This is a genomic window from Micromonospora sp. WMMD1076, assembly GCF_029581475.1.
GTDB classification, from domain to species: Bacteria; Actinomycetota; Actinomycetes; order Mycobacteriales; family Micromonosporaceae; genus Micromonospora; species Micromonospora aurantiaca.
Map to the genome: position 1 here is coordinate 6303336 of NZ_CP120862.1, position 17848 is coordinate 6321183.

The window sequence follows — 17848 nt, forward strand, 5'->3', positions numbered from 1 at the left end:
GGCGCGGTCGGGCCTGGCCGGATCAGCTCGGGGCCGCCCGGTCAGCGCCGGTCGGCGCGGGGCCGCCGGTCAGCCCAGGGCGATCCAGGCGATCAGGGCGACCACCACGACGGCGGCGACGGCCACACCGGCGATCAGCGGCAGGCGGGACGGCGCCGGCGCCGACGCGGCCGGCTCGGGAGAATCGACGAACGCGCGGAACTGCGCGGTGTTGCCACTCGGGTCGGTGTAGTTCTCAGCCATGCGGCTGACCCTAGCGAAGCCGACCGGACCGGTCCGCCCCGCCGGGCCGTCACCTGCGGATCCGGGTGGCGGGACCGGGCAAACCCGGCCACCCGGTGGAGGCGAGAGCCGCCCGGGTGGCGGCACCGACCGGCCCGGACGGCGGGCGCGGGCCGACCGCTCGGCTGCCTACCGTGCAGGTGTGAGGGGGCAGCGGCTGGTCGCCGCGCTGTTGACGGCGCTGCTGGCCGGTTGTGGCCCGGCCGTGACCACGTCCGACCCGGTCCCGGCCGCCGTCGGGCCCGCGCCGGAGCACCGGTACTCGGTCGGGATGCGACAGTTCACGCTCGACCCGGACGGCAGGCGGCCGTTGCCGGTCACCGTCTGGTACCCGGCACAACCGTCTCCCCCGCCGCCGCAGACCGTCGGCCCCGGCTCGGCCGGCCTTGGTTCGGCCGGTACTGGTCACGCGCCGGTCCTGTCCGGCCCGCGCGGGCCTCGTGCTTCGGCCCTTCCGTCCCGGCCGTCCGTCGTCGCGACTCCCTCCGGCTCCGGAAGCGCCACACCGGCGAGCCCCGGCCCGGAGCGCGGACCGCGTGTCCGGCCGGGAGCCCCGTTCGCGGCCGGACGGTTCCCCGTGGTCCTCTACAGCCACGGGCTGCGCAGCCTGCCCGCGTTGCACGCCGCGCTGACCACCCGCTGGGCCGCCGCCGGGTTCGTGGTGGTCGCGCCCACCTATCCGCGTACGAACCAGCGCGCCCGCGCCTACACCCGCGACGACGTCCGCAACCAGCCCGCCGACGCCTGGCGACTGATCCGCCATCTGGTCCGGCTGGGGGCCCGCCACGGGGATCCGCTCGGCGCGCACATGGCAGTGGACCGGTTCGCCGCCGCCGGGCACTCGGCCGGCGGGCACACCACGCTCGGCATGTTCGCCTCCGGGCAGCCGTCCCCGGTACGGGCCGGAATCGTGATCGCCGGTGGCCGGATGGTCGCCGGACTCTCCCGCCCACTCGCGCCGATGCTGTTCGTGCACGGGAGCGCCGACCGGATCGTGCCGGAGCCGATCGGCCGGGCCGCGTACGCCCGCTGCCTGGGGCCGGCCGCCTTCCTGAGCCTGATCGGTCAGGGCCACGGCGAGTACCTGACGCCCGGGCGGCCCGGCTTCGCCCAGGTGCTCGCCACCACCACCGACTTCCTGCGCTGGACGCTCTACGCCGACCGCGCCGCCCTGCGCCGCCTCCCCACCGACGCCACAACCTCCGGCCTGACCACCCTCACCACCCGATCCCTCCCCACCTGACCCGCCCGCCCTCCCCACCCCCACCACCGCGTCGATCATGAAGTTGACGGTGACAAACCGGACAGCCGGTGCCGTCAACTTCATGATCGCCGAAGGTCTGGGCCGGGCGGCGGGGACGCCCGGGCGGGGTGGGTAGGGTGCCGGGATGGACGGGGTGGGGGAACGGCAACTGGGGGCCATCCGGGAGGTCGTCGACATCGCCGGCGCCGGTGGGATCGACGTGTGGCTGCGCGGAGGCTGGGCGATGGACTTCCACCTCGGCGAAGTCACACGCCCGCACGTGGACGTCGACTGGTACTGCTGGCGGCGCGACGCCGGGACGCTGGCCGACCGGCTCGGCGCGCTCGGCTGGCGCCCCGACCCCCGGATGCCCGCAACGGCGCAACTCGACCTGCTGCGCGACGACGTCGAGCTGAGCTTCGCGTACCTCGACCGGGACGCGCACGGCCGCGTCGTCGTCGGCGCCGGACCGTGGGCGGGCACCGCCCTGCCGGAAGGCATGCTGGCCGGGCCGCCCGGCCGGATCGGCACGCTCGCGGCACCGGTGATCAGCGTCGCGGCGCAGATCGAGTTCAAGGAGATGTTCCCGATCTGGATGCCCGAGCGCCCGCGCCGGGCCAAGGACGCCGCCGACCTGGCTCGTCTCCGGGCGTCAGCGGGCGGTCACCTGCCGCGCTGACCCGGCCTGGTGGCCGGGATCGCGAGGCACAATCGAGTTCATGCGCCGTCGTCCCGCCGCCCTGATCACCGCCGCCGTGCTCGGCGCCGCCCTCACCGGCTGCTCGGAGCAGCCCACCGCCCCGGCCGGGCGGCCCGCCCCCGACGCCCCGCCGACGACCACCACACCGGCTCCGCGCGTACCCGCCGGCAAGGCCCCCACGGAGAGCTTCGCGGTCGGCGTACGCCAGGTGAAGCTGAACCGCGACGGCGACCGGCCGTTGCCGGTGACGCTCTGGTACCCGGCGGCGGGCGCGGCCGGTGGCGCGGTCGAGCGTTCCGCCCCGGCGGCGGACGGGCGGTTCCCGGTGGTGCTGTTCAGCCACGGGCTCAGCGCCCGGCCGGAGGACTACCAGGCGCTGCTGACCCGCTGGGCGGCGGCCGGGTTCGTGGTCGCCGCGCCGCGTTTCCCGCACACCTCCCGGGGCACCGACGGCAACCCGCTGGACGTGCTCAACCAGCCGGCCGACGTGTCGTACGTGCTGACGCGGGTGCTCGCGCTCGGCGAGAAGGCTGGCGATCCGCTGCGCGGCCGGCTGGACCCGGAGCGGGTGGCCGCGACCGGGCACAGCGCCGGTGGCGTGACCACGATCGGGCTGTTCACCGCCGGCCGGGACGAGCGGCTGGACGCGGGCATCGTCTTCGCCGGCACCGCGCTCGGTGTGGGTACCGCGTTCGCCGGTGCCGCCGCGCCGCAGTTGTTCGTGCACGGCGAGGCCGACGAGGTGGTGTCGTACGCCGCCGGCAAGGCCGTGTACGACGTGGTGCCGTGGCCGAAGGCGATGCTCAGCCTGCCGAAGGGCGACCACGGCCGGGCGCTGCTCGGCGACGGCAAGGCGCTGGGCGTGGTCGCCGACACCACTGTCGAGTTCCTCCGCTGGACGCTCTACGGCGACCCGGCGGCGAAGAAGCGCCTCCCCGCCGACGCCGCCCGGGGCGGCCTGGCCACCCTCGACGACCGCCTGTAAGGAAGGGCCCCTTCTTAACGTCTCCGGTAGAGAAGGGGCCCCTTCTTAACACGCCATCCGCGCCGCGCGCGCCGTCCGCGTCAGGCGGCGTGGTCGACCGCCTCAGGCGGTGTGGTCGACGACCACCTTGCCGAAGACGTCGCCGGAGTGCAGCCGGGCGAACGCCTCGGAGATCTCGCTGAACGGCACCACCCGGTCGACCACCGGGCGCACCTCGTGCTCGGCGCAGAACGCGAGCAGCTCGGTCAGTTCGTCCGGGGTGCCCATCGAGGTGCCGAGGATCTCCAGCTGCATGGCGAAGACCCGCCGTAGGTTGATCTTGGGCTCGTGCCCGGAGGTGGCGCCGGAGACCACGATCCGGGCAGCCGGGGCAGCCGACTTCAGCGAGTGGTCGAAGGTGGCCGCGCCGACCGTCTCGATCACCACGTCGACCCGTTCCGGCAGCCGTGCGCCGGGCTCCAGCGCGGTCGCGCCCAGCTCGGTGATCCGCTCCCGCTTGGCGGCGTCGCGGCTGGTCGCGTACACCCTCTTGCCGAGCGCGACGGCGAGCGCGACGGCCGCTGTGGCCACGCCACCGCCGGCACCCTGGACCAGCACCGACTCGCCGTCGGCGACCCGGCCCTTGGTGGTCAGCATCCGCCACGCGGTGAGCCAGGCCGTGGGCAGGCACGCCGCGTCGGTCGCCGACAGGCCGTCGGGCAGCGGCAGCAGGTTCATCCGGGGTACGGCGACAAGCTCGGCGAACGTGCCCTGGTAGTGCTCGGAGAGGATGGAGACCCCACGCGGGTCACCGGGGGTGGGCACCACCGGGTAGATGACCACCTCGTTGCCGTCCGGGTCGGTGCCGGCCGCGTCGCAGCCCAGGATCATCGGCAGCTGGTCGGCGGCCAGGCCCACGCCCCGCAGCGACCAGAGGTCGTGGTGGTTGAGCGAGCTGGCCCGGACCCGCACCGTGACCCAGTCGTCCTGCGGGTGGGCCGGCTCGGGACGGTCGCCGACGGCGAGCGCGGCGAGCGGGTTGTCGGCGTCGAAGGCCGAGGCATAGGCAGCACGCATGATCGGCACGGTAACAAGCTGAGCGCCCGTTAAGAAGGGGCCCTTCCTCTACCGGAGGCGTTAAGAAGGGGCCCTTCCTTACACCTCAGCGGCGGGCTACCCCGTCGCGGCGGGCGGCCTCCGCGACCGCCTCGGCCACCGCCGGGGCGACTCGCGGGTCCAGCGGGGAGGGCACGATCGCGTCGACGGTCAGCGACTCGGCCACCACGCCGGCGATGGCGTCGGCGGCGGCCACCTTCATCGAGTCGGTGATCCGGGTGGCCCCGGCGTCCAGCGCGCCCCGGAACACACCCGGGAACGCGAGCACGTTGTTGATCTGGTTCGGGTAGTCGCTGCGCCCGGTGGCGACCACCGCCACGTGCCGGGCGGCCACCTCGGGGTGCACCTCCGGGGTGGGGTTGGCCAGCGCGAACACGATGCCGCCGGGGGCCATGCCGGCCACCGCCGCCTCCGGGATCTGGCCGCCGGAGACGCCCACGAGCACGTCCGCGTCGCGCAGCGCCTCGGTGATGTCGCCCTGCCGGCCCTCGGCGTTGGTGATCTCGGCCAGTTCGGCCTTGGTGCCGGTCAGCTCGCGGTGCCGGCCGATGATGCCGCGCGAGTCGCACACCACCACCCGGTCCGGGTCGACGCCGCCGGCGATCAGCATCTTGGTGACCGCCACCCCGGCCGCGCCCGCACCGCTGACCGCCACCCGCAGGTCACCGAGCTTGCGGTTGAGCAGCGTCGCGGCGTTGCGCAGCGCGGCGAGCACCACGATCGCGGTGCCGTGCTGGTCGTCGTGGAAGACCGGGATGTCCAGCGCCTCGTCGAGCCGGCGCTCCACCTCGAAGCAGCGCGGGGCGCTGATGTCCTCCAGGTTGATCCCGCCGAACGAGGGCGCGAGCGCCTTGACCGTCGCGACGATCTCGTCCACGTCCTGGGTGTCCAGGCAGACCGGCACCGCGTCCACGCCGGCGAACTGCTTGAACAGCACCGCCTTGCCCTCCATCACGGGCAGCGCGGCGCGCGGGCCGATGTTGCCCAGACCGAGTACGGCGGAACCGTCGGTCACCACGGCGACGGTGTGCGACACCCAGGTGTAGGTGTCGACGAGCGCGGGGTCGGCGGCGATCGCCTCGCACACCCGGGCCACACCCGGGGTGTACGCGAGGGAGAGGTCCTCGCGGCTGGTCAGCGGCACTGTGGAGGCGACCGCCATCTTGCCGCCGACGTGCAGGCGGAAGACGGGATCGGCGGGGTCCGGGGTGGACGAAGACATGGTGACTCCAGGATCTGTCGAGCAGACGGACCGGCCGGCGTGGTCAGCGGTGGTCAGCGACCGGCGGCGTGGCGGTGCGGGGGTCACCCGGGCACTTTTCGAGCATAGTCACGCGTCGGCACCCAGTATGTGAGCGGGGTCATATCCGTTCCGGTCGTCACCGGCCCCTGACCCGTCCGGGGCGCGGCCACCAGCGGGCGACCACCCGGCCCCGGACGTCGGCCACCCCGTACGCCCGGGAGTCGTCGGCGACGAAATCGTTGTCACCGCGCAACCACCATCCGCCGTCGCGCGGTTCCACCGCCCGTTTGACGACGAGCAGGTCGGGACGGCTGCGGAACACCGCGACGACCACGTCCCCGGCGCGTACCGGCCGGCCTCTCGTGCGGACCAGCACCGCGTCGCCGTGACGCAGCGTCGGGGCCATCGACGGGCCGGTCACCAGCACCGGCACCAGCGGGCCGCGCAGGGCGGGGAATTCACCGATGGGCGCCATGTCACCTCCCAGCCCCCGAGGGCGTCTCCAGGAGTAATGTCGTCCTGGATCATCGCAAACAACCCATGGAGGACCCTGATGCGCCTTCCCCGCATCCTCACGCCCCGGGTGACGGCCAGCGCTCACTGCGACCTGCCCTGCGGCGTATACGACCCGGCCCAGGCCCGGATCGAGGCCGAGTCGGTCAAAATGATCTGCGAGAAGTACCAGGCCAACACCGACCCGGAGTTCCGCACCCGCGCCATCCTGATCAAGGAGCAGCGGGCGGAGCTGGTCAAGCACCACCTGTGGGTGCTCTGGACCGACTACTTCAAGCCGCCGCACTTCGAGAAGTACCCGCACCTGCACCAGCTGTTCAACGAGGCCACCAAGCTGGCCGGCGCGGCCGGCGCCAAGGGCGGCACCGACCCGGCCAAGGCAGACGAGCTGCTGACGAAGATCGACGAGATCTCGAAGATCTTCTGGGAGACCAAGCAGGCGTGACGTCGCCCGACGGCACTCCGACGATCCGGCCGGTACGTCCCGAGGACGTACCGGCCGTCGTCGCCATGGTGCACGAACTCGCCGAGTACGAGCGCGCACCGGAACAGTGCCACCTGACCACGGCACAGCTCGACACGGCCCTGTTCGGCCCCTCGCCGGCGCTGTACGGCCACGTCGCCGTCGACGCGTCGGACCGGCCGGTCGGCTTCGCACTCTGGTTCCTCAACTTCTCCACCTGGGCCGGCGTGCACGGCATCTACCTGGAGGACCTCTACGTCCGCCCGGACGCCCGGGGCACCGGCGCGGGCCGGATGCTGCTCGCCACGCTCGCCGCGATCTGCGTGGAGCGCGGCTACCAGCGGCTGGAGTGGTGGATGATCCACTGGAACCCGGCGGCCCGCTTCTACGCCGCGATCGGCGCCACGCCGATGGACGAGTGGACCCCGTACCGCCTGGCCGGGCCCGCGTTGCACGAGCTCGTCACGCACGCGACGGCCGCGCCCACGCGGCCCGTCCCCTGACCGGGTAGAGTCCCGCACCGGGGGAGGAGCCGTGACTCAACTGACCGGGCACCCGACGACCGACGACGACGTCGTCCACCTCACCGTGCCCGCCGACGGTGGTTATCTCGGCGTGCTCCGCACCGCCACGGCCGGCCTCGCGGCCCGGCTCCAGTTCGCCCTCGACGAGATCGAGGATCTGCGCATCGCCGTCGACGAGGCATGCGCCATGCTGCTCGCCATCGCCACCCGCGACGCCGAGCTGGAGTGCCGCTTCGCGGTGACCGAGGACGCGCTCACCGTCGAGGTGACGGTGCCGACGGTCCGGGGCGCCACGCTCCCGTCCGAGTCGTCGTTCGCGTGGAAGGTGCTCACCGCGCTGACCACCGGGGCGAACGCCCACGCGTCCGACGGCCGGGCCACCATCTCGCTGCTGACCCGCCGCGCCGGCGGCTTCTGACCGGTCTTCGCGGCCACCGGCCCGGCGATGTCGGGCCGGTCCGGTCTCAGCGGGCCGGCGATGTCGGGCCGGTCCGGTCTCAGCGGGCCGGCGATGTCGGGCCGGTCCCGCGCTCAACGGGCCGGTTCGCCGAAACCCAGCGCGCGGTTGGTCGGACCGCTCACCAGCAACCCGGCCATGCCGATCCCGAGCGCCATCAGCGGCACCCCGAGCCAGCCCATGCCGCCCTCGATCATGAACCAGCCGACCGGCAGCAGCATGAGCTGGAGCACGATGGCCGGCGCGCGGGCACCGGCACGGCGGCGGGACAGCGCGCCGCCGAGCGCCCAGAGCGCCACCGCGCCGCCGACGGCGAAGACGGTCACCAGCAGCGCCGAGGTCAGATCCGTCGTGTCGGCGGTGAGGTCGGCCCGGATGAGCCACACCGCGATCAGCCCCAGCGCCACCGCCTGGGCACGTAGCAGGAGCACCGCGGCGCGCAGCGTGCCGGGGAGCGGGTCGGAGTCGATCGTCACGGGCGCCACGATACCGGTGGGTAGTCGCGGTACAGTGCCGCCCATGCGGGCCGTCCTGGTGGTCAATCCGAAGGCCACCACCACCAGCGAGCGCAGCCGGGACGTGCTGGTCCGGGCGTTGCGCAGTGAAGTCGACCTGTCGGTGCGCTACACCCGCCGACGGGGCCACGCCACGGACCTGGCCCGGGAGGCCGCCCAGGAGGGCGTCGACCTGGTCGTCACGCTCGGCGGTGACGGCACCGTCAACGAGGTGGTGAACGGCCTGATGGCGGCGGAGCCGCCGACGTTCCGTACCGGACAGACCTCGGCCGAGCGGCTGCCCGCGCTGGCCACGGTGCCGGGCGGTTCGACGAACGTCTTCGCCCGCGCGCTCGGGCTGCCCCGGGAGTGGCCGGACGGCACCAGCATGATCCTGGAAGGGCTGCGGCTGGGCCGGTCCCGCACGATCGGGCTGGGCCGTGCGGACGACCGCTACTTCACGTTCTGCGCCGGCTTCGGGCTGGACGCGGCAGTCATCCGCCGGGTGGAGCAGGCCCGCAAGAAGGGGCGCGTCTCCACCCCGGCGCTCTACTTCCGTTCCACGGCGAGTCAGTACTTCGTCGGCTCGGACCGCCGCCACCCGTCGATCACGCTGGAGCGCCCGGGTGAGGCGCCCGAGGCGGAGTTGGCCACAGCGATCATCCAGAACACCGCGCCGTGGACGTACCTGGGCGACCGCGAGATCAACCCGAACCCGGAGGCGTCGTTCGATCTCGGGCTCGACGTGCTCGCGTTGCGGCGGCTGCGGGTCGCCAGCACGGCCCGTACGGCGGTGCAGTTCTTCTCGAAGCGACCGGATCCGCACGGCAAGCAGGTGTTGCGGCTGCACGACGTGGCGGAGTTCACGCTGGTCTCGGAGCGGCCGTTGCCGTTCCAGCTGGACGGGGACTACCTCGGCGAGCGGGAGAAAGTCCGATTCACATCCGTACCGGCCGCACTGAGAGTAATCTGCTAGGTCTCGGGTATCCCAGTCGGTTGACGCGGACCCCCCGCCACACGGGCGTGGTGGCCGCCACGCCGAGGAAGGGTGCCGGAAATGTCAGCAACGTCACGCAGACCGTACTACATTGATTATCGACTGTGGCACGCCGGGTAACCAGGGCTCTGGCAAACCGGGACAAATGGGTGGTGAGCCCGCTCACTGTTCGGAGTTTTTCCGAGCGTCACCCTTGACATCGCTGTAGTTCGTGAAAGTATTCACAAGCGAACTCGTGTTGCCGGGACATTGCCTGGATATGCTCGTTCGGTTGAGCTGTTCCAGCAGGTCCGGGCACCCCACAGCCTGCTCACGCTGCGCCGAATTGACGGATGCTGACCGTCACCATTCGGCAATGCGGACGCATATAGAAATAGCAACAACGAAGCGTTATCTGGCCACCCACTAAGAATGAGGAGTGTTGCCGCCATGGACTGGCGCCACGATTCGGTCTGCCGCGACGAGGACCCGGAGCTGTTCTTCCCGATCGGGACGTCCGGCCCGGCCCTCCTTCAGGTGGAGCAGGCGAAGGCCGTCTGCCGGCGCTGCCCCGTGACCGACCAGTGCCTGCAGTGGGCGCTGGAGTCCGGTCAGGACGCCGGCGTCTGGGGTGGGATGAGCGAAGAGGAGCGTCGCGCGGTGAAGCGCCGCGGCGGCCTCCGGGTGCTGCGCGCTCACTCCGCCTGACCCGTACACGCTGACCGCCCCGGCCGGGATCCCGGCCGGGGCGTTCTGCTGTCCCGGACCGGGTCAGCCCGCCACCGCCTCCACCCGCCGCCGGACCAGGTCCGTCAGCTCCGGCAGGTCGGTCAGGGGGTCCGCCACCGCCACCGCGCCGGCCGACCGGGCCGACGCGCGTACCCCGTCGTGGAACCGGCCCGGCGCCAGGAAGTAGGCGGCCACGGCGACCCGCCGGGCGCCCGCGGCCCGCAGTCGCGTCACCGCGCCGCCGACCTCCGGGGGTGCGGCCGAGGCGTACGAGACGCGGCAGGGCACGCCCAGCCCGGCGCCGAACGCCGCGGCGACCCGCCCCACCGAGGCGCGCGCCGCCGGATCCCGGGTACCCGCCGCCGCCAGCACCACCGCGTCCAGCCCACCCGGCCCGTCACCGGTCGCCTCCGCCAGGCGGCGGCCCAGCCCGTCCAGCAGCCCGCCGTCCACCCCGCCGCCGGTCGGCCCCAGCACGTCGGTCACCCGTACCTCGATGTCCGCGTCGGCCGCCGCGACCGCCGCCGGGATGTCCACCTTCCGGTGGTACGCGGCGGTCAGCAGCAGCGGCACCAGGACCGCCCGGGAGTGGCCGGCGGCGGCCAGCCCGCGCAGCACCTCGACCGGCCCGGGATCGGTGTGGTCGAGCCAGCTCGGCAGCACCGGACGACCGGGGCAGGTGTCCGCCACGGCCCGGGCCAGCGCCCGGGTCGCCTCCGCCGCACGCGGGTCACGGCTGCCGTGCGCCACCAGCACCACCGGCGGCCCGGCGCTCAGGTGTGCAGGCCGCACTCGGTCTTCTCGAACATCGCCCAGCGCCCGGCGCGCGGGTCCTCCCCCGCCCGGGTCCGCCGCGTGCACGGCCAGCAGCCGATCGAGCCGTAGCCGCGGGCGAACAGCTCGTTGACCGGGATGTCGTACCGGGCCACGTACGCGTCCACCTCCCGCTGCGTCCAGGCCGCGATCGGGTTCACCTTGACCTTGCCGCGCCGCGCGTCGAAGCCCACCACCGGCGTGTTCGCCCGGGTCGGCGACTCGTCCCGCCGCAGCCCGGCGGCCCAGGCGTCGTACCCGGACAGCGCCCGTTCCAGCGGCTCCACCTTGCGGAGCTGGCAGCAGTCGTCCGGGGACCTGTTGAACAGGCGCGGACCGTACTGGCCGTCCTGCTGGCCCACAGTCATCCGGGGCCGGATGGAGCGCACCCGCACCGGCATCCGCCGGGCCACCTCGTCGCGGACCCGCAACGTCTCCGGGAAGTGCAGCCCGGTGTCCAGGAACACCACGTCGACGCCGGGCGCGACCCGGGAGACCAGGTGCGCCACCACGCCGTCGGCCATCGAGCTGGTCACGCAGAACCGCTCGCCGAAGGTCTCCGCCGCCCACCGCGCGATCTCCAGCGCGGGCGCGTCCGCCAGCTCCCGGCCGGCCTCCTCGGCCAGCGCGCGCAGCTCCTCCGGGTCGCGGCGGGCCGGCTCAGCCGCGCCGATCAGCCCGAGGCCGGCGGCGGAGACGAGGCCGGTCACCGGGTCACCGCCCGGCTCAGCAGGCCGGTGAACTTCACCGCGAAGACCCGCGCGCAGGCGTGGCACTCCCAGGCCCCGTGCCCGGCCTCGTGCGGTCGCAGGTCCTCCTCACCGCAGTACGGGCAGTAGAGAGGCGCAGATCTGGCGTCGCTCATCGCGCCACCTCGCTACGCTCGCCGGCACGATGAGGCACGGCCGCACTGAGCCGAATGATTCGCTCGCTCATCGCAACTCCTCCTCGTCAGCTCTGATCACCCAGTTGGCGAACGTCTCGCCCTCGGTCCGGCCGGCCAGGTAGCGGCGGGCGAGCCGTTCCACGTACTCCGGAAGCTCCTCGGCGGTGGTCTTCAGGCCGCGCAGCTTGCGGCCGAAGCCGGCGGTCCGCCCCTGCGCCATGCCGAGGCCGCCGCCGAGGTGCACCTGGAAGCCCTCGACCTGGCGGCCGTCCGGGCCGACCACGAGCTGGCCCTTGAGCCCGATGTCGGCGACCTGGGTGCGGGCGCAGGCGTTCGGGCAGCCGTTGAGGTGGATGGAGATGTCCGCGTCGAAGTCGCGCAGCCGCTCCTCCAGGCGCGCGACCAGCTCCTCACCGCGCCGCTTGGTCTCGACGATGGCGAGCTTGCAGAACTCGATGCCGGTGCAGGCCATCGTGCCGCGCCGCCAGGCTGACGGCCGGGCCTCCAGGCCGATCCCGCGCAGCGCCGCGACCAGCGAGTCGGTCCGCTCCGGCGCCACGTCCAGCACGAGCAGTTTCTGGTACGGCGTGAGCCGCACCCGGTCACTGCCGTGCGCCTCGACCACGTCGGCGAGCTGCGCCAGCTGGGTGCCGGACACCCGGCCCACCACCGGGGCCGCGCCCACGTAGTTCGCGCCGTCGCGCTGCTGGTGCACGCCGATGTGGTCGACCGGCTTCGCCGGCAGGTCCGCGGCCGGACCGTCGAGCAGCGTCCGGCCCAGGTACTCCTTCTCCAGCACCTCGCGGAAGCGCTCCACGCCCCAGTCGGCGACCAGGAACTTCAGCCGGGCCCGGTTGCGCAGCCGGCGGTAGCCGTAGTCGCGGAAGATGCCGACCACACCGGCCCACACGTCCGGTACCTCGTTGCGCGGCACCCAGACGCCGAGCCGCTTGGCGAGCATCGGGTTGGTGGACAGCCCGCCGCCGACCCACACGTCGAACCCGGGCCCGTGCTCCGGGTGCTCCACACCGAGGAACGCGATGTCGTTCGCCTCGTACGGCGTGTCGACCAGCCAGGAGATCGACGTCTTGAACTTGCGGGGCAGGTTGGAGTACGCCTTGTCGCCGACGTACCGGCGGACGATCTCGTCGATCGCCGGGGTCGGGTCGATCACCTCGTCCCGGGCCACCCCGGCGACCGGGCTGCCCAGCACGATCCGGGGGCAGTCGCCGCACGCCTCGGTGGTCTGCAGTCCGACCGCCTCCAGCCGGCGCCAGATCTCCGGCATGTCCTCGACCCGGATCCAGTGGTACTGGATGTTCTGCCGGTCGGTGATGTCGGCGGTGTCCCGGGCGAACTCCCGGGAGATGTCCGCGATCACGCGGAGCTGGGCCAGGTTGAGCTGGCCGCCGTCCACCCGGACCCGGAGCATGAAGAACTCGTCCTCCAGCTCGTGCGGCTCCAGCACTGCGGTACGCCCGCCGTCGATGCCGGCCTTGCGCTGCGTGTAGAGGCCCCACCAGCGGAACCGGCCGCGCAGGTCCTGCGGGTCGATCGAGGCGAAACCGCTGTGGGCGTAGATGTTCTCGATCCGGTCCCGCACGTTCAGCGGGTCGTCGTCCTTCTTGATGCGCTCGTTGGGGTTGAGCGGCTCACGGTGTCCGAGCGCCCACTGTCCCTCGCCGCGTGGCCGGCGGGGCGCACGGGCGGCAGGCGCCGGGGTGTCGGGACGGGTCGGGGTGCTGCTGACCGCCATCGCGGCGTCCTCCATGGTCTGCTGCGGTGCCTGGAGCGCGGACGCGGCGGCCGACCCTGGAGAGGGCCGTGGACGGCGATGTCGATGACGGCCGGCGCGAGTACGCGCCCGAGACGGGAAGGTCGGGCGTCGTCAGTGGGCCGGACAGATCGCGCTGCGCACGCGGCCGTAGTCGACGTGGCGACGAGCCACGAAGCGGCGGACGACAGCGGCGGTCATGTGCCTCATGCTGCCACACCCCGCTCCGCGCGACCACAGCTCCGCACTGTGATCCCACATCACGGGCCCGCAGAGATCGACCCCCTTCCACCCGCCCTCCCCACCTTCGCCCCGTCGCTGGGGCCGGGTGGGTGGGTTTCGGTGGAGCGGGCGGGTTTACGGGAGCGGGCGTGTGACGCTGCGGGGGTGAGGAGGTTCGCGCCCGCGTCTGTCCGTGCCCGGTCGGGTCCGGTGGTGTGGGTGGTTCCCGGACTGCTCACGCTCGTGGTGACGCTGGCCGGCATCGGGCACGCCCAGCCGTGGCGGGACGAGCTGGCCACCTGGAGCGCCGCCACCCGCCCGGTGCCGGACCTGGTCCGGATGACCCGCACCATCGACGCCGCGACCGGGCCGTACTACCTGCTCATGCACGGCTGGACCGCGCTGGCCGGGACGTCGCCGACCGCGCTGCGGCTGCCCTCGGCGCTGGCCGTGGCGGTGGCTGCCGCGCTCACCGCCCGCCTCGGCGCGGTGCTCGTCGGCCGCCGCGCCGGGCTGCTGGCCGGGCTGCTGTTCGCGGTGCTGCCGGTCACCTCGCGGTACGGCCAGGAGGCCCGCCCGTACGCCCTCGCGACGCTGCTCGCCGTGCTGGCCACGCTGCTGCTGGTCGAGGCGCTGCGCCGGCCGGGACGGTGGCGCTGGGCCGGGTACGCGGTCGCGGTCGCCGCGCTCGGCCTGTTCCACCTGCTCGCGCTCACGCTGCTCGCCGCGCACGCCCTCGTGGTGCTGCTGGCCGCCGCACGCGGTCCGTCCGCAGCGGGCCTCGACCCGCTACGGACGGACGCCGCCGGACAGCAACGCGCCGAGGATCCGGGCCAGTCCCCACCAGCCCACATCGGTGGAACCAGCCCGGTACGCGCGGGCGACTCCGACCCGGCCCACCCTCGCGTAGCCGGCCCGGAACGTGCGGGCTCCCACCGGGACTCGGCCGGCACACAGCGGGCGCCGGCCGTGTTCGCGTGGTGGCTGGTGGCGCTGCTGCCGGCGGTTCTGCTGGTCACTCCGCTGGCGCTCGTGGCCCGGGGACAGCGTGGACGCCAGCTCGACTGGGTGGATCCGGCGCGCCTGCCCGACCTGGCGGCACTGCCGGGCGCGCTGGCGCAGAGCGGCGTCGTCGGCGGGTTCGTGCTCGCGCTCGCGGCGCTCGGGGCGGCCCGGCTGGGTCGCCGGGCGCTGCTGCCCGCCGCCGCCGTGCTGCTGCCGGTGCTGCTGGTCTTCGCCGCCGGGACGATGGTGCCGCTCTGGGTGACCCGCTACCTGGTCTTCACCGTGCCGTTCGCCTGCCTGCTGGCCGGCGCCGCGCCGACGGGGACAACGCGGACCGGTCCGCCGGCCGCGCCACCACAGAAGACTCTGCGACCGCTCGCGGCAGGGCTGGCGGTGGTGGTGCTGGCGGGGCTGCTCGGGCTGCCCGACCAGGCGGCCCTGCGCCGTACCCACGAGTGGCCGCGCAGCGCACCAGTCGACTACGCGGGGGCGGCCGGGATCATCAGCGCCGAGCAGCGGCCGGGCGACGCGATCGTCTACGCGCCCCGGGACGGCTGGCTGTTCCCGGATCTCGGCATGGCGTACCACCTGGGGTCGAGGCTGCCGCGCGACGTGCTCGTGGTCCGCGACCAGCGTCAGGACGCGAGCCTCTGGGCCGTGGAGTGCGACGACCCGGCGCGGTGCCTGGCCGGGGTGGACCGGGTGTGGCTGGTGGTCACCGGCCGCCACGCGGACCCGCCGGCGGCGGTGCCCGGCGCGAAGGGCGACGCGCTGCGCGCGGGCTACCCGGTACGGCGGGTGTGGCCGCGGCCGGGGATCACGGTGGCCCTGCTCGTCCGGTGAGGCGGTCGGTGGTGCCGCGGGCCAGCGGTACGACGATGGCCGCCTCGGTGCCGCCGTCGGCGCCGTTGCGCAGGTCGATGGTGCCGCGCAGCTCGCCGGTGACCAGCGCCCGGACGATCTGGAGGCCGAGGTTGCCGCCGCGTTCGGCGTCGAACTGCTCGGGCAGTCCCCGGCCGTTGTCGGTGACGGTCACGTGCAGCTGCTTGCGGGCCCGGTGCGCGGAGACCACCACCTCGGGCCGGGGCGCGTCTGCGGGCGACGGGGCAGCGGCCTCCTCGTCGGCCGGCGGGAAGCCGTGTTCGACGGCGTTGAGCAGCAGCTCGTTGAGCACCATCACCAGCGAGGTGGCGATCTCGGCGGGCAGGACGCCGAACGTGCCGCGACGGCGCATGCCCACGCTCACCTCGGTGGCGGCGACCTCGGTGGCGGCGCTGGCGACCCGGTCCACGATGCCGTCGAACTCGACCGCCTCGTCGCTGGACAGGGAGAGCGTCTCGTGGACGAGAGCGATCGAGGCGACCCGGCGTACCGATTCCTCCAGCGCCACCCGCGCCTCGGGCATGGCGACGCGCCGGGCCTGGAGGCGCAGCAGCGCGGCGACGGTCTGGAGGTTGTTCTTCACCCGGTGGTGGATCTCCCGGATGGTGGCGTCCTTGGTGATCAGGGCGCGGTCTCGGCGGCGTACCTCGGTGATGTCGCGGACCAGCACCAGCGCGCCGATCGGCACTCCGGCGGGCATCAGCGGCAGCGCCCGGGTGAGCATGGTGGCGCCCCGCGCGTCGATCTCCCGGCGGGGCGGCGCCTCGCCGCGCAGCGCGGCGAGCACGGCGTTGCCCGCGTCGGTGCCTTCGAGGGGGTCGCCGGCGAGCCGTCGATGCAGCTTGGCCAGGTCCTCCCCGACGAGGTGGGAGGCGTAGCCGAGGCGGCGGTACGCGGACTGCGCGTTCGGGCTGGCGTAGGTGACCTTGCCGTTGGCGTCGAGCCGCACCAGGCCGTCGCCGACCCGGGGCGCCGAGGTGGTCTCGCCGGGGTGTCGGGGCGGCGGGAACGTGCCGTCGGCGATCATCTGGGCGAGGTCGTCGGCGGTGGTCAGGTAGTTCAGTTCGAGCTGGCTCGGGGTGCGCGCGGTGGAGAGGTTGGTGTCCCGGCCCACCACGGCGATCACCTGGCCGGCTTCACCGTCGCCGGTGCGCAGCCGGACCGGGATCGCCTCGTGGCGGGCCGGGACGTCGCCGTACCAGACCGGGTCGCCCTCGCGCCAGATCCGTCCCTGCCGGTGGGCCACCTCCAGGTGGGCCACCTCGGCCCCGCCGACGATGCGCCCGACCTGGTCGTCCAGGTAGGCGGTCGGCGCGGTGGTGGGACGGACCTGGGCCACGCAGAGGAACGTGCCGTCACCGTCCACCGGCACCCAGAGCAGCAGGTCGGCGAAGGACAGGTCGGACAGCAGCTGCCAGTCGCCGGCGATCCGGTGCAGGTGGTCGATGTCGGCCGGGCGGAGCGCAGTGTGCTCCTCGGCGAGGTCACGGAGGGTGGACACGCCACACAGCGTGCCACGCCGGACCTCACATCGTCGCCGTGACCTTCTTCAAGCCGCGCGGCGCGTCCGGGTCCTCGCCCCGAGTCAGCGCCAGGGACAGCGCGAGCCGTTGCAGCGGGAGGATGTCGAGCAGCGGCGCGTACCGCTCGTCGACCTCGGGCACCGCCATCCGGGTCTCGCCGACGTCGGCGGAGCCGACCACGACCACGTCGGCGCGGCGTTCGCCGAGGCGGGGCAGCACCTCGCGCATGGACGTGCCGCCGGGGCCGGAGCCGACCACGGCGAGCACCGGGACGTCCGGGTCGGTCATGGCGAGCGGGCCGTGCAGCAGGTCGGCGCCGGAGAAGGCGAGCGCCGGGAGGTACGAGGTCTCCATCAGCTTCAGCGCCGCCTCCCGGGCGGTCGGGTACGCGTACCCCCGGCCGGTGGTGACGAGCTGGGCGGCGAACCGGTAGCGCGGGGCGAGCCGGGCCGGGGTGTCGTCGGCGAGCGTCTGCGCGGCCAGCTCGGGCAGGCGGCTCAGGGCGGCGTGCTCCTCGGCGGGCAGCACGCCGTCGCCGGCGCGTACGCCCTCGATCAGCATGAGCAGCGCGAGCAGCTCGGCGGTGTAGGTCTTGGTGGCGGCGACCGCGCGCTCGTGACCGGCGGCGATGTCGACGCTCAGTTCGGCGGTCTCCACCAGCGGCGAGCCGGGGTTGTTGGTGACCGCGAGGGTGAGCGCGCCGGACGCGCGGGCGACCCGCAGCACCTCGGCGAGGTCGGGCGAGCCGCCGCTCTGGCTGACGCCGACGACGAGCGCGTCGGAGAGGTCGGGCCGGGCGCCGAAGACGGTGATCGCGCTCGGGGAGGCCAGCCCGGCGGGCAGTCCGAGGCGGATCTCGGTCAGGTAGGCCGCGTAGAGCGCGGCGTGGTCGGAGGTGCCCCGGGCGGTGAAGACGACGTGCCGGGGGCGGCGTTCGGCGACGACGGCCGCCACCTCGGCGATGGCCGCCGCGTGCTCGGTGGAGAGCAGCCGCTCGTAACCGGCCGGCTGCTCGTCGATGTCGGCGGCCATACCGGCC

Annotated in this window: 20 protein-coding genes; 9 read left to right on the top strand and 11 right to left on the bottom strand. The window is 73.9% G+C overall.

Going from position 1 to position 17848, the window contains the following annotated elements; genetic code table 11:
- Positions 1–69: 69 nt before the first annotated feature.
- Positions 70–243, bottom strand: a complete 174-nt coding sequence (locus tag O7622_RS28480) for a hypothetical protein (RefSeq protein ID WP_282311161.1) — start codon at positions 241–243, stop codon at positions 70–72.
- Positions 244–424: 181 nt separating this feature from the next.
- Here O7622_RS28480 and O7622_RS28485 point away from each other — a divergent pair, with 181 nt between their 5' ends.
- The 3 genes from O7622_RS28485 (at position 425) to O7622_RS28495 (ending at position 3210) form a co-directional block, all read left to right on the top strand.
- Entirely contained in the window at positions 425–1525 is a 1101-nt protein-coding gene (locus O7622_RS28485; protein WP_282311162.1) for an alpha/beta hydrolase, read from the top strand.
- 145 nt (positions 1526–1670) lie between these two features.
- On the top strand, positions 1671–2204 hold the full coding sequence (locus O7622_RS28490; RefSeq protein WP_282311163.1) for an aminoglycoside adenylyltransferase: 534 nt from the start codon (positions 1671–1673) through the stop codon (positions 2202–2204).
- A gap of 40 nt (positions 2205–2244) precedes the next feature.
- Positions 2245–3210: a chlorophyllase gene (locus O7622_RS28495; RefSeq protein WP_282311164.1), complete on the top strand. Its 966-nt coding sequence runs from the start codon at positions 2245–2247 to the stop codon at positions 3208–3210.
- A gap of 102 nt (positions 3211–3312) precedes the next feature.
- Here O7622_RS28495 and O7622_RS28500 read toward each other — a convergent pair whose 3' ends face one another.
- The 3 genes from O7622_RS28500 to O7622_RS28510 all read right to left on the bottom strand — a co-directional run bounded on the left by O7622_RS28500 (position 3313) and on the right by O7622_RS28510 (position 6023).
- Positions 3313–4275 carry a zinc-binding dehydrogenase gene (locus O7622_RS28500; protein ID WP_282311165.1) on the bottom strand — a complete coding sequence of 321 codons (963 nt, stop codon included), beginning with the start codon at positions 4273–4275 and terminating at the stop codon, positions 3313–3315.
- Between the two features lie 76 nt (positions 4276–4351).
- Complete coding sequence (locus O7622_RS28505; RefSeq protein WP_282311166.1) at positions 4352–5527, bottom strand: NADP-dependent malic enzyme; 1176 nt, start codon at positions 5525–5527, stop codon at positions 4352–4354.
- 157 nt (positions 5528–5684) lie between these two features.
- Positions 5685–6023 carry a S26 family signal peptidase gene (locus O7622_RS28510; protein WP_282311167.1) on the bottom strand — a complete coding sequence of 113 codons (339 nt, stop codon included), beginning with the start codon at positions 6021–6023 and terminating at the stop codon, positions 5685–5687.
- 78 nt (positions 6024–6101) lie between these two features.
- On the opposite strand from O7622_RS28510, the gene sodN reads away from it, so the two are divergent.
- The 3 genes from sodN to O7622_RS28525 are packed head-to-tail and all read left to right on the top strand — an operon-like array spanning position 6102 to position 7466.
- Complete coding sequence (gene sodN / locus O7622_RS28515; protein ID WP_282311168.1) at positions 6102–6506, top strand: superoxide dismutase, Ni; 405 nt, start codon at positions 6102–6104, stop codon at positions 6504–6506.
- Positions 6503–7027 carry a GNAT family N-acetyltransferase gene (locus O7622_RS28520; protein WP_282311170.1) on the top strand — a complete coding sequence of 175 codons (525 nt, stop codon included), beginning with the start codon at positions 6503–6505 and terminating at the stop codon, positions 7025–7027. Before sodN ends, O7622_RS28520 begins: the two co-directional genes overlap by 4 nt.
- 31 nt (positions 7028–7058) lie before the next feature.
- Entirely contained in the window at positions 7059–7466 is a 408-nt protein-coding gene (locus tag O7622_RS28525) for an ATP-binding protein (RefSeq protein ID WP_282311171.1), read from the top strand.
- 113 nt (positions 7467–7579) lie between these two features.
- Here the strand turns inward: O7622_RS28525 and O7622_RS28530 are convergent, their stop codons facing one another.
- Positions 7580–7981 carry a hypothetical protein gene (locus O7622_RS28530; RefSeq protein ID WP_282311172.1) on the bottom strand — a complete coding sequence of 134 codons (402 nt, stop codon included), beginning with the start codon at positions 7979–7981 and terminating at the stop codon, positions 7580–7582.
- Between the two features lie 43 nt (positions 7982–8024).
- On the opposite strand from O7622_RS28530, the gene O7622_RS28535 reads away from it, so the two are divergent.
- Together O7622_RS28535 and O7622_RS28540 are read left to right on the top strand one after the other, a co-directional pair.
- On the top strand, positions 8025–8975 hold the full coding sequence (locus O7622_RS28535; protein WP_282311173.1) for a diacylglycerol kinase family protein: 951 nt from the start codon (positions 8025–8027) through the stop codon (positions 8973–8975).
- A gap of 450 nt (positions 8976–9425) precedes the next feature.
- Positions 9426–9683 (top strand): WhiB family transcriptional regulator, encoded by a 258-nt coding sequence (locus tag O7622_RS28540; protein ID WP_013288358.1) that lies wholly within the window; start codon positions 9426–9428, stop codon positions 9681–9683.
- Between the two features lie 63 nt (positions 9684–9746).
- Here the strand turns inward: O7622_RS28540 and O7622_RS28545 are convergent, their stop codons facing one another.
- The 4 genes from O7622_RS28545 to O7622_RS28560 form a co-directional block, all read right to left on the bottom strand.
- The gene (locus O7622_RS28545) at positions 9747–10496 is read right to left on the bottom strand and encodes a CbiX/SirB N-terminal domain-containing protein (RefSeq protein WP_282311174.1); all 750 of its coding nucleotides are present in this window, start codon (positions 10494–10496) and stop codon (positions 9747–9749) included.
- On the bottom strand, positions 10478–11227 hold the full coding sequence (locus O7622_RS28550; protein ID WP_282311175.1) for a phosphoadenylyl-sulfate reductase: 750 nt from the start codon (positions 11225–11227) through the stop codon (positions 10478–10480). The genes O7622_RS28545 and O7622_RS28550 overlap by 19 nt, the downstream gene beginning before the upstream one ends.
- On the bottom strand, positions 11224–11382 hold the full coding sequence (locus O7622_RS28555; RefSeq protein ID WP_013288361.1) for a hypothetical protein: 159 nt from the start codon (positions 11380–11382) through the stop codon (positions 11224–11226). Before O7622_RS28555 ends, O7622_RS28550 begins: the two co-directional genes overlap by 4 nt.
- Before the next feature lie 67 nt (positions 11383–11449).
- A complete protein-coding gene (locus O7622_RS28560; protein ID WP_282311176.1) occupies positions 11450–13159 on the bottom strand; it encodes a nitrite/sulfite reductase in 1710 nt (569 codons plus the stop codon).
- Between the two features lie 450 nt (positions 13160–13609).
- Between O7622_RS28560 and O7622_RS28565 the strand changes: the two genes are divergently transcribed.
- Complete coding sequence (locus O7622_RS28565; protein WP_282311177.1) at positions 13610–15247, top strand: glycosyltransferase family 39 protein; 1638 nt, start codon at positions 13610–13612, stop codon at positions 15245–15247.
- Here the strand turns inward: O7622_RS28565 and O7622_RS28570 are convergent.
- Both O7622_RS28570 and O7622_RS28575 read right to left on the bottom strand, forming a co-directional pair.
- Positions 15222–16787: a PAS domain-containing sensor histidine kinase gene (locus O7622_RS28570; RefSeq protein ID WP_282311178.1), complete on the bottom strand. Its 1566-nt coding sequence runs from the start codon at positions 16785–16787 to the stop codon at positions 15222–15224. The genes O7622_RS28565 and O7622_RS28570 overlap by 26 nt on opposite strands.
- A gap of 25 nt (positions 16788–16812) precedes the next feature.
- Entirely contained in the window at positions 16813–17841 is a 1029-nt protein-coding gene (locus tag O7622_RS28575) for an SIS domain-containing protein (protein ID WP_282314257.1), read from the bottom strand.
- Positions 17842–17848: the final 7 nt, after the last annotated feature.

What these genes read in the sequence shown, in the direction of transcription:
- sodN (WP_282311168.1), top strand. Translation starts at nt 6,102, where the DNA reads ATGCGCCTTCCCCGCATCCTCACGCCCCGGGTGACGGCCAGCGCTCAC.
- O7622_RS28555 (WP_013288361.1), bottom strand. Translation starts at nt 11,382, where the DNA reads ATGAGCGACGCCAGATCTGCGCCTCTCTACTGCCCGTACTGCGGTGAG.
- O7622_RS28535 (WP_282311173.1), top strand. Translation starts at nt 8,025, where the DNA reads ATGCGGGCCGTCCTGGTGGTCAATCCGAAGGCCACCACCACCAGCGAG.
- O7622_RS28490 (WP_282311163.1), top strand. Translation starts at nt 1,671, where the DNA reads ATGGACGGGGTGGGGGAACGGCAACTGGGGGCCATCCGGGAGGTCGTC.
- O7622_RS28505 (WP_282311166.1), bottom strand. Translation starts at nt 5,527, where the DNA reads ATGTCTTCGTCCACCCCGGACCCCGCCGATCCCGTCTTCCGCCTGCAC.
- O7622_RS28540 (WP_013288358.1), top strand. Translation starts at nt 9,426, where the DNA reads ATGGACTGGCGCCACGATTCGGTCTGCCGCGACGAGGACCCGGAGCTG.
- O7622_RS28510 (WP_282311167.1), bottom strand. Translation starts at nt 6,023, where the DNA reads ATGGCGCCCATCGGTGAATTCCCCGCCCTGCGCGGCCCGCTGGTGCCG.
- O7622_RS28480 (WP_282311161.1), bottom strand. Translation starts at nt 243, where the DNA reads ATGGCTGAGAACTACACCGACCCGAGTGGCAACACCGCGCAGTTCCGC.
- O7622_RS28575 (WP_282314257.1), bottom strand. Translation starts at nt 17,841, where the DNA reads ATGGCCGCCGACATCGACGAGCAGCCGGCCGGTTACGAGCGGCTGCTC.
- O7622_RS28560 (WP_282311176.1), bottom strand. Translation starts at nt 13,159, where the DNA reads ATGGCGGTCAGCAGCACCCCGACCCGTCCCGACACCCCGGCGCCTGCC.
- O7622_RS28495 (WP_282311164.1), top strand. Translation starts at nt 2,245, where the DNA reads ATGCGCCGTCGTCCCGCCGCCCTGATCACCGCCGCCGTGCTCGGCGCC.